General features: G+C 53.9%; 9 protein-coding genes. 3 read left to right on the forward strand and 6 right to left on the reverse strand.

Going from position 1 to position 10,076, the window contains the following annotated elements; all coding sequences use genetic code 11:
• The first annotated feature begins 11 nt into the window (after positions 1 to 11).
• Positions 12 to 2,228 carry a 1,4-alpha-glucan branching protein GlgB gene (gene glgB / locus BUA93_RS07785; RefSeq protein ID WP_083597234.1) on the forward strand — a complete coding sequence of 739 codons (2,217 nt, stop codon included), beginning with the start codon at positions 12 to 14 and terminating at the stop codon, positions 2,226 to 2,228.
• A 57-nt stretch (positions 2,229 to 2,285) separates the two neighbouring features.
• Positions 2,286 to 3,563, forward strand: a complete 1,278-nt coding sequence (murA, locus tag BUA93_RS07790) for a UDP-N-acetylglucosamine 1-carboxyvinyltransferase (protein WP_072978579.1) — start codon at positions 2,286 to 2,288, stop codon at positions 3,561 to 3,563.
• 103 nt (positions 3,564 to 3,666) lie between these two features.
• On the opposite strand, the gene BUA93_RS07795 is transcribed toward murA, so the two are convergent.
• The 6 genes from BUA93_RS07795 to BUA93_RS07820 form a co-directional block, all read right to left on the reverse strand.
• A complete protein-coding gene (locus BUA93_RS07795) occupies positions 3,667 to 4,623 on the reverse strand; it encodes a tetratricopeptide repeat protein (protein ID WP_175547390.1) in 957 nt (318 codons plus the stop codon).
• Positions 4,624 to 4,736: 113 nt separating this feature from the next.
• Complete coding sequence (locus BUA93_RS07800) at positions 4,737 to 5,333, reverse strand: OmpA family protein (protein ID WP_072978581.1); 597 nt, start codon at positions 5,331 to 5,333, stop codon at positions 4,737 to 4,739.
• Positions 5,330 to 6,637: a translocation protein TolB gene (locus BUA93_RS07805; protein ID WP_254793905.1), complete on the reverse strand. Its 1,308-nt coding sequence runs from the start codon at positions 6,635 to 6,637 to the stop codon at positions 5,330 to 5,332. The genes BUA93_RS07800 and BUA93_RS07805 overlap by 4 nt, the downstream gene beginning before the upstream one ends.
• 122 nt (positions 6,638 to 6,759) lie before the next feature.
• A complete protein-coding gene (locus BUA93_RS07810) occupies positions 6,760 to 7,512 on the reverse strand; it encodes an energy transducer TonB (RefSeq protein ID WP_254793906.1) in 753 nt (250 codons plus the stop codon).
• Entirely contained in the window at positions 7,513 to 7,923 is a 411-nt protein-coding gene (locus BUA93_RS07815; protein WP_072978582.1) for an ExbD/TolR family protein, read from the reverse strand.
• Between the two features lie 8 nt (positions 7,924 to 7,931).
• A complete protein-coding gene (locus BUA93_RS07820) occupies positions 7,932 to 8,624 on the reverse strand; it encodes a MotA/TolQ/ExbB proton channel family protein (protein ID WP_139257870.1) in 693 nt (230 codons plus the stop codon).
• 257 nt (positions 8,625 to 8,881) lie between these two features.
• Here BUA93_RS07820 and BUA93_RS07825 point away from each other — a divergent pair, with 257 nt between their 5' ends.
• Positions 8,882 to 9,841, forward strand: coding sequence for an Rpn family recombination-promoting nuclease/putative transposase (locus BUA93_RS07825; protein WP_175547391.1), 960 nt, complete (start codon positions 8,882 to 8,884; stop codon positions 9,839 to 9,841).
• Positions 9,842 to 10,076: the final 235 nt, after the last annotated feature.

Here is a 10,076-nt window from a genome sequence, read left to right on the forward strand (position 1 = left end):
AGGAGTATTGTATGGAATGGAACGACTTTACGAGCCTCACGTCGGAAGACATGCGCGCCATTTGGGATTTTAGTACGAAAGATCCGTTTTCCATTTTGGGAATTCACCCGCTGAATACAGATCGTGGTGTCAAGACGGTGATTCGCGCCTACCAGCCGCAGGCCAGTTTCATTCGCGGAGAATCCTGCGACGGTGAATACGAATTTGATTTCATGAAAATCGGTAACACGGGATTCTTCGAAGCGATTCTCGACAAAGAATACGAACCGTTCTTTTACAACCTGATTATCAAGCAGGACGACGGCAACGAATACACGCTCACCGACCCGTATGCATTCCTCCCTGTACTTAGCGACTTTGACCGCCACCTGATTTCGAGCGGCACGCACTATGAGCTTTACCGCAAACTGGGCGCAAACCTTGTTGAACACCAGGGCTTTAAAGGCGTACACTTCGCCGTCTGGGCTCCGAACGCCCACGCCGTTTCCGTGGTCGGTAGCTTTAACAGCTGGGACGGCCGCCGCAACCAGATGCGCATGCTGGGCAGTTCCGGCATCTGGGAAATCTTCATTCCGAACATCGGCGAGAACGAACTCTACCGTTTCGAAATCCACGGCGCCGACGGCAACCTGCATGTTAAAGTGGACCCGCTCGCAAAACTCAGCGAAGTCCGTCCGGCAACCGCCTCCATCACCACGCACCTCGACGGCTACGAATGGGGCGACGACCTTTACATGTCTACGCATTGGGCAACCAAGGTCTTCGGTTCGCCCATGAACATTTACGAAGTCCACGCCGGTTCCTGGCGCCGCGCCCCCGCGAATCCGGACCGTTTCTTGAACTGGGACGAACTTGCCGAAACCTTGATTCCGTACCTCAAGGAAATGGGCTACACCCATGTGGAATTCTTGCCGCTCGCCGAACACCCGCTCGACGAATCCTGGGGCTACCAGGTGACCGGTTACTACTCCCCCACAAGCCGTTACGGCACACCGGACCAGTTTAGACACTTCGTGGACCTCTGCCACCAGAACGAAATCGGCGTGATCGTGGACTGGGTTCCGGCCCACTTCCCGAAAGACGCTCACGCTCTCGGCCGTTTCGACGGCACCGCCTGTTACGAACATGCCGACCCGCGCCAGGGTGAACACCCGCACTGGGGCACCTACATCTTTAACCTGGGCCGCAACGAAGTCAAGAACTTCCTTATCGCAAACGCCATGTACTGGCTCAAGGAATTCCACTGCGACGGCCTGCGAGTTGACGCCGTGGCCTCGATGCTTTACCTCGACTACGGCAAGGGCCCCGGCCAGTGGGTGCCGAACAAGGACGGCGGCAACATCAACTACGATACGCTCGAATTCCTGAAGCACCTGAACAGCATCATGGGCCGCCTCACGCCGCATGCGATTTTGATTGCCGAAGAATCCACCAGCTTCCCCTCTATCACGCGTCCGCCTGAACAGGGAGGCCTCGGCTTCCACTACAAGTGGAACATGGGCTGGATGAACGACTTCCTCAGCTACATTCAGCACGAACCGATTCACCGTAAGTACCACCACAACCAGCTGACCTTCAGCATGGTGTACGCCTACAGCGAAAACTTCATCCAGGTGTTCAGCCACGACGAAGTGGTGCACGGCAAGGGTTCCATGCTCGGCAAGATGCCGGGCGACAACTGGCAGAAGTTTGCAAACCTCCGCCTCACCTACGCCTTCCAGTACGCGCACCCGGGCAAGAAGCTCAACTTCATGGGCAACGAGTTCGGCCAATTCCGCGAATGGAACGAAAAGCGCTCGCTCGACTGGCACCTGATCAGCTGGGATAGCCACGGCAAGCTCCTCGAAATGATGAAGGTACTGAACCACCTGTACAAGGAAAACGCCCCGTTCTGGGAAATCGACCACTACTACACCGGTTTTGAATGGATCTGGTGCGACGATGCCGACAATTCCATCGTGAGTTTCGTCCGCAAGGACGACCACGGGAACCAGATTCTGTGCGTGTTCAACTTCACGCCGGTGGTCCGCAACGACTACCGCCTGGGCGCTCCGACCCGCGGCAAGTGGAAGGAAATCTTCAACACCGATGCCGCTATGTTCGGAGGTTCTAACGTGGGTAACTTTGGCGAAGTCTGGACGCAGGACATTCCGTGGCAGAACCGCGAATGCAGCCTGAACATCAAGCTTCCGCCGCTTGCTGCAGTCTATTTCCGCCTGGAACGCTAAGAATTTAAGACAAACTAAACATCTTCTGAATTCTGAATACAGAAATCTGAATTAACTATGTACCAGTTTATTGTTCCCCAAGTCAAGAAGCCGCTCGACGGCGAAGTTGAAATTTCCGGGGCTAAGAATGCAGTGCTCGCCGTGATGGCCGCAGCACTTCTTGCCGACGGCGTATCCGAAATCACGAACGTGCCGCACCTCAAGGACATGAAGACGATGTCCGACGTGTTGCGCGTTATCGGTTGCCATATCAGCGGCGAAGCTCACTGCCTTAAAATCGATACCCGCGGAGCCGATCACTTGGAAGCGCCTTACGAACTCGTGAAGACGATGCGTGCGAGCTTCTATGTGTTGGGCCCGCTCGTCGCAAGGTTCGGACGTTGCCGCGTCTCGCTCCCCGGCGGTTGCGCCTGGGGCCCGCGCCCCGTCGATTTGCACCTAAAAGGGCTCGAGGCGCTCGGTGCAAAGATTACAGTAACGCATGGCTATGTCGAAGCCACCTGCGACGGTCGCCTCCCCGGCGGAACCTTCCACTTCCCGATTTCGAGCGTTGGCGCCACGGTGAACGTGCTGATGGCGGCGACGCTCGCCAAGGGCACCAGCGTGCTCCAAAACGCCGCACTTGAACCTGAAATTGATAACCTCGTCGATTACCTCATCGGCATGGGTGCGAAAATTCAGGGACGCGGCACGCGTACCCTGACGGTAACGGGCGTAGAATCCCTACGCCCCGGCAATGGTGTCACCATCCCCGACCGTATCGAGGCGGGCACCTTCCTCTGCGGTGCCGCCATTACCCGCGGCCGCGTTCGAGTGAACAAGATCATTCCCGAACACATCGCCTCGACCCTCGATGCCTTCCGCGACATGAACTGCAAGGTGAATGTCGGCCCCGACTGGGCCGAAGTCGATGCCCGTGACGTAGAACTCAAGCCGATTACCATCCAAACGCTCCCCTTCCCAGGCTACCCCACCGATATGCAGGCGCCGCTCATGGCAACGCTCCTCTCGGTTCCCGGAAACAGCGTCATCCAGGACACCGTCTATAACGACCGTTTCAAGCATGTAGCCGAAATGGAACGCCTCGGTGCAAGCATTACGCTGAGCGGCAACACCGCCACCATCAAGGGCGGCCTCCCGCTCGAAGGTGCCGACGTCATGGGCTCCGACCTGCGCGCCTCCGCCGCGCTCGTCCTCGCAGCCTTAATCGCCGAAGGCGAAACCAAGATTAGCCGCATTTACCACCTCGACCGCGGTTACGAAGATTTCGAAGCGAAAATGGCAAAGCTCGGCGCCAAAGTCGAGCGAGTCGTCATCGACGCCGACGAACCGTAGACTAGACGAGAGAACGCCGCTACGCGGCTACAGACGAGAGACTAAAGAATAAACTCCGGCGAAGCAATCGTCGGAGTTTTCGTTTTCAAAAGATTTTGAACTGTTACAGAGCGGCTTCCGTAGATTCGGTCGTTGCGCTTGCTGTCGGTTCAGAAGCGCCATCGGTCGTCGACTTGCGGGAGGTCGGCTTGACCGGTTCGCGAACCACGGGCACGCAACGTTCCACAGGTTCACCGGCAGACTTCTTGTCTTCTTTTTCCAAGATTTCTTGCAACATTTCGGCAGCCTGTTCGAACTCAGGCGACTTTTCGCAGGACTTGGTCGAAAGAATCTTCTGCAGGTACTGCTTCTGCATGTCAATGTCGCATTCTTCACCATAAAGGCTCGAAAGCTTGAACAAGGCGGGGCAAGTCTTCTGGCCGTCGGGGAAGGCTTCCGACATGCGAGCAAAGACCTTTTTCGCCTTGTCCACCTGGTTCACATCGATCAGGCAGAGAGCCATCCAATAAAGCGAATTCTCGGCGAGTTCGCCCTCTTTCATCTGTTCATAGACCTGCTTTAAACCGTTATAGGCAAGCTTGAATTCGCCACGATGATAATCGGAACGCGCCGTATTGAACATGGCCTCGGCTTCCACGAGCTTTTCAGCCTCATGTTCCAGACTATCCATCGAAACCGGAGCCGGAGCACCACTCACCACGACCTTCTTCGCCAGAATCTTGTCAGACTTTCCAAGAAGCATATCGAGACGGTAGATGATCTCTTCCTGCCTAGAATCGTTGCGTTCGGACTCGTCGGAGACACGGCGCGAAAGCATCGTGATTTCAGCCTGCATACGTTTCTGTGCAAGCGCCGACGCATCGAGCAAAGCCTTGGTCGAATCAAGTTCGGCACGCAGCGAATCGTTCTGTGCAGACAGACTCTGCACCGCGGAATCCAGGCTCGTCTGGACTTCCGCACCGACCGCCTTCATTTCCTTGGTACGGAGCACAGTCATCTGGCTGCACCCAATCAAGACCATAGCGGCAAAACCCGCAGTAAGTAGTTTCAAGTTAGTCATGTGCTTTATTCAATTATGAATTCGGAATTCAGAATTCAGAGTTAATATCATTCTGAAATCCGGATTCTGAATTTAAAGTTTTTAATTCCGAAATCCGAATTCTGAAATCTGAATTATTCCTTGATGTTCACGCGGAAGTTGGCGCGACGGTTCTGGGAGTAGGCTTCTTCGGTTGCACCTTCAACCTTCGGAGCTTCCTTACCGTAGCTGACCGATTCCATGCGCTTGGCGTCAATGCCGTAAGCAACGAGGAATTCCTTCACCTTCATGGCACGCTTTGCACCGAGAGTGAAGTTGTAATCTTCGGTACCACGAGCATCCGTATGACCTTCAATCGTAATCGTGAAGCGTTCTTCCTTGATCAGGAGCTCGCCCACCTGAGCCAAGAGTTCCTTGGCCTTTTCGGTGAGTTCGGAGCGGTCAAAGTCAAAGTACACATCTTCGCTCATGATCTGGTTGATGAGAGCTTCGAGGCGAGCGCGTTCCGCTTCCAGACGGGCGCGTTCAGCAGCCAGGCGTTCTGCTTCGAGGCGTGCCTGTTCTGCAGCAAGAGAATCCGCATTCGGGGCAGCCTGTTCTACGGCAGGAGCCGCTTCGGCGGGAGCATTTTCAACCGTCGGTTCGGTTTTCGGCGGTTCCTTCTTCGCGCAAGCGACAAGGCAGATAGCAGCGGCAGAGGCCACCACGGCAAGTTTCACGAGGTTCTTCATTTTTCACCTTCCTTTTTTTGTTGTTTAATATCATCATAGAAAAAAGACCACGTCGGCGAAGTATTCTCACCGGAATTGGTGATACGAGTAACATTCGAGCCGTCTTTTCTCATTATATAAATCTGGTAAGAGCCGCTACGGTTGCTCGCAAAGGCAATCAGCTTGCCGTCGGGCGACCAGGTAGGGTGTTCGTTGTTGCCAGCGTTGTTCGTCAGCTGCACGATATCGGAGCCGTCGAGGGCGCAGGTATAAATGTTCATGTGACCGTTATCCATCGAGGTGTAGGCAATACGGTCTCCTTCGGGCGACCAGGCTGCACGTTCATTGTAGCGTCCCATAAAGGTCACGCGACGCAAATCGGAGCCGTCCTTGCCCATCACGAAAATCTGCGGTCCACCGCCACGGTCACTGGTAAACATCACCTCGGATGCATACGGACTCCAAGCCGGGCTCGTCTGGTTCGACTTGAGATAGGCAAACTTTTTCGCCTTGCCCGTCGCCGGATTTCCGATATACAGATCCGTCTTGCCGTCTACCGTACTCGAGAAAAGAAGCTCACCCGTCTTCGGATTCACCGCTGGGCTGTAAGTCTGGTCCAGCTGCGGGAACACCGACTTTTCGGAGCCGCCGAACATCTTGGAATAAAGCTTCGGACGGTGCGTCTTGAAATTCACATAATAGAGCCCCGCGTTGTCCTTCATCCACACGGGCATCATACTGATCGTCGTATCGCGCGTAATCTGGCTGCGATGGAAACCGTCGTAGTCCGACACCACCACCTGCTTGATTCCGTCAATCTTGGATACGTAAGCCAGCTTGGTAGAAGCCACACCGCGTTCACCCCACAGACGGTAGATAACCTCGTCAAAGAAGAGATGCATGGCGCGGCGAAGGTCCTTCTGCTCCACCGTATAGGTTTCACCGAGAAGCAAGTCCTTGGTCTGAGCCACATACAGGTAACATTCCAATTTGAGCTTGCCACCCACCGGAGTCACCTTGCCCGTCACATAATGCTTGGCGTGCGCCTTGCTGAATAGCGGCAGATTGAACTTGTCCGAAGATACCACATCAAAACGTCCCGAAAGGTTCGCATCGCGGGTCACGATCTGGTGCGGCTTTTCCTCGATCCAGTCAATTGACTTGCTTTCGGCAAAGGGAACAACACCGATAGGCATCGTCTTGAACACCGATATGCCCACATCGACAGCAATCGTATCAATCGACGAATGCGATGTCACTGGCAACAAGGCAACGGCAAAAGCGACCGTCGCCATGCGCACCATCATAGAGTTCATCAAATTCATTTTCTTCTTCAAAAAAATCATCTTCAACATTCACAAAAGATTGCTCAATCACCTTACGGATTTTCGCAACGGCCCTTTCTTCAATAATACAATATTTCCTTCTTATAACCCACTTTTTTATGTTAATTTGGTGTAAAATTAAAGTGCAAAACGAGCGAAGGGGCCCTAAAATTCGGCGGAAGTTCAGGAACCTTGGAAATCTGCACGGCGCGCACCGACAAGTGGTCCCAGGTCTTGTTTCCGGAACTGCGCTTAAGCGTAATCGCCGTAATGCCGCCGAAACGGTCCACCGTGAACTGCACCGTCGTCTTCACGTCACGGCGCACGTTCAAGTTCGAAGGCGGATTGAAATTGCTCATAATAATTTGTTTCAAGCGTTCCAAATAAACTTGCATCAGCGGATCCATATCCACGGAACCCACCGGGTTAAGGCTCGGAGCCTCGACAGCCGTCGGCAAGTCCAAGTCGTCCACTTCAAAGTCATCCTGCGGTTCCGGCTCCGGTTCTGGTTCCGGCTGCGGCTCCTCTACCGGTTCCGGTTCAGGCGGTTTTTCTTCAACCTTCGGTTCGGGCGGCAGCTGCTTGTCTACCTTGGGTTTCGGTTCCACCTTGGGCTTAGGCTCTATCGGCTTGGGCTGTTCGGGCTTCGGTTCAACCGGCTTAGGCCTCGGCGGCTGCGGACGCGGCTTTACCTGGTTCACCTGCACCATCTCGAACACGGGAATCGGTTCCGGCTCGTGCTTGAAATTCACAAAATGGAACGCAACGCAAATACCCGCAATCAGCAAGTGGAACACCACCGCACAAACGATGATCTTCACCATCATTCCGTCATCGTCAGACGAAAAATACTGGATGTTTCTATCTGCGCTCACCTAGTTCTTTCCCAGTTTTTCCTTGGGATTCATCGTCAGGAATCCGAGTTTCGTGACACCGAGCTTCTGCACCTGGGTCACCACCTTCATCACAAGACCGTAGTTCACCGACTCGTCGGCATTGATGACCACCGCCATCTCGCCATTCCAGAGCGACTTGAACACGTTGTTGAAACTTCCGAAACCGACCATCATGTCGGCGATGTAGAGTTCCTCGTTCTTGGTGATGGAAACCTTCAAAAGTTTTTCCTGCTCCATGGTCGGGGCTTCCGCCTTGGGCAAGTCCACCTTGACCCCCTGGCTCATGAGAGGCGCAGAAATAATGAACACAATCAGAATCGCGAACACGATGTCGATCATGTTCGTGAGGTTCATCTCCTGCTTAAGTTCTTTTCCGCGACTGCGCTTCACTATGCCTCCTAGCCAGCCACTTCTTCGAGGGCGAGCAAGTCACCGCGCTTAAAGAGACTGAGCACCTGGGAGCCGAAGTTGAAGTACGAGATTTCGTTCTGACCGTTGCGGGAGGTAAAGTAGTTGTAACCGGCAGAAGCAGGGATAGCGACCACGAGGCCCGCCACCGTCGTGATAAGCGCCATGGCGATACCCGGAGCGACCACGGTAAGGTCCGCCGAGCCGTGCTGACCGATCTGGAAGAACGCGACCATGATTCCCCACACCGTACCCAGAAGTCCGAAGAACGGGGCAAGGTTAGAGCACGTGGCCAAGAAGCCGAGGTAGCGGTCTTCGGTCAGGCGCAAGCCTTCAATCGAACGCTGGATAGTATCTTCGAGGAGCGAGGCGCGGTGCTGGATGGAGTCGTAGCTCACGAAGTTACTGAACTTGGAGGCTTCCTTGAGCACTTCCGCCGTAAGGCTCTTAAGCGCGCTGTCGTCTGCGGTCTCGCAAAGCCCCTGCAGTTCCACGAACTGGCGCACGTCCACAAACTTGCGGAAGAAAATGACATTCGCACGCTGATTTTTCGTGTTCACGATATACTTGACAATGATGATTCCCCAGGAACCGAGCGACATAACCGCCAAAATGCCCAAAATCACAAGCGTCGCGACATCGGACTGCGTAAGCATCTGGAGTAAAGGAACCGAATTGTTCAAAATCACCTCCCGTAAGCCGGAAAAACGTAACTTATTGTTCGACAACAATATAGCAAAAAGGCGGTGAGCAAGAGATATAGCGCACCGTAAAATATGAAAGATAATTGTAAGAAGCAACCATTTAACGATTTTTCATTGTAAAAAGAAATAAATTTTGGGAAAATACGGCGCCCAGTTGCCGAAAGAAACGTGTATAATATAGATAGAGAAAAAATCCCTGTTCGCGAATGCCGACGCGTTTCGGTTATGAAGTGAAAATGACCAAGAAAAGGAAGATTCTCCGTCGTAAGCACGACCCCTTCTTTCGTTACATTTATGCGATTCCTGCGAATACCCGCAGCCTCTTGCGGCTTGCAAAGCGAAAAAATCCGGAGCTCCGCAAGATGCTCTCTACGGTTGACATGGACTCCCTGGAGTTGATTCCGGGCAGTTTTAGCAATGTGAAGGAATGGGGTGAATCGGACCTCGCCTTCAAGGCCCGCATCAAGGGCGGCCCTGAAATTTTCGTGGGCATCCTGCTGGAACACAAGTCTTACCTCAAGAAGGATGTCCTTTCGCAGATTTACCGCTATACCTTCGAGGTGATGCAGAACAAGGGGGCGACGGACTTCGGCTGGCTCCCGACGAAGGCCATCATTATCTATAATGGCCGGAGCGACTGGGACCCGATGGCGGAGTTCCGTACAAAGTATCGGGGCCAGTTCAACGGCCGCGAGCTGCCGTTCGAATGTGTCCTTGTGAACCTTGCGGACATTCCCGATGAAGCCTGCCTTAGGGAGCCAAATGTAGAGGCTGCTGTCGGCGCGCTTGTGATGAAACACGCTTTTGACGCAGATGGTCTCAGGAGCGTTGTGGGCGGATTGACGAAAATGCTTTCTCGGCTGGAAAATGGCGCAAGGGCTACCCTTGCGGAAAAAATTGTTGTATATTTAGGAGAGTACCTTGATGAAGAAGTCGTGGAGGAATTGCGTATGCGTATGAGTATCGGACAGGCCCTGGGGATCAAGACCGCGGGAGACCGTTTGCGTGCCGCAGAACGCGCCGCAGACCGCCGTGGACGGAAGCGCGGCTTGGCGCAGGGCCTTGAACAGGGCGTCAAGCAGGGCGCTGAAAAAGAACGAGAACGGAATGAAGCTCTCAACCTAAGAAGAGTGAAATTTCTCCGTTCGCAGAACGTGCCGGACAGCGTAATCTCGGCGATGCTTGCGATTAAGTAATTATCCCCCCAAGAATTCTAAAAGAGCCGATTCATGGAAATCGGCTCTTTGTATATTTGCATGTTTATCGCAACAGACTTTTGAAGTTTACTCCGACGCTATTTTGCGAATCACTTCACCTGGGCGCGAAGCGTCTGTACGCTACCGCCAGAAACCACCTTCACCAGATACAAGCCGCGGTTCATGGGGGCCAGCGACACGGAATGGGTTCCGGCGGAATGGCCGCGGTACTGCT

The sequence above is a fragment of the Fibrobacter sp. UWH4 genome, assembly GCF_900142475.1.
GTDB lineage: Bacteria > Fibrobacterota > Fibrobacteria > Fibrobacterales > Fibrobacteraceae > Fibrobacter.